Annotated in this window: 1 protein-coding gene; it reads right to left on the bottom strand. The window is 68.5% G+C overall.

What is annotated here, in order from left to right; translation table 11 throughout:
* Positions 1–390 (bottom strand): ketoacyl-synthetase C-terminal extension domain-containing protein (locus G3I54_RS15315; protein ID WP_343240338.1); only part of this gene is annotated, 390 nt, incomplete at its 3' end.
* Positions 391–409: the final 19 nt, after the last annotated feature.

Raw genomic sequence — 409 nt, 5'->3', positions numbered from 1 at the left:
CTGCGCACCCTGACCAGGAAAAACAAACACCGGACCAGGCCCGTCCACGGGCCCGGGGGCACCCTGTATCAAGTGCTCGGACACGCCTCCGGTGATCAAGGCATCCAGCCCGTCGAGGAACTCCTCCTGCCCGCCTCCCACCACGACAGCCCGATGCGGGAGCCGGCTCCGGTCCAGGGCCAGGGCTCGTCCCACATCTGCGTCGGGCAGGGGATTGTTGACGTACCAATGCCGGAACTGCTCCGCCTGGGCGCGCAGAGCCGCCTCGGTCCGCGCACTCAGAACGAACGGCAAGACCGATGGCACCGGGACAGCCTCGGCCGGCGCGGGTTCCGCAGCCTGTTCCACTATGACGTGGGCGTTGGTTCCACTCATCCCGAACGACGACACACCCGCCCGACGCGGACGC

This window comes from Streptomyces sp. SID14515, assembly GCF_010548505.1.
Taxonomy (GTDB): domain Bacteria; phylum Actinomycetota; class Actinomycetes; order Streptomycetales; family Streptomycetaceae; genus Streptomyces; species Streptomyces caviscabies.
Note: the sequence above shows the minus strand (reverse complement) of the source record. Positions and strands in the feature narration are given on the sequence as shown.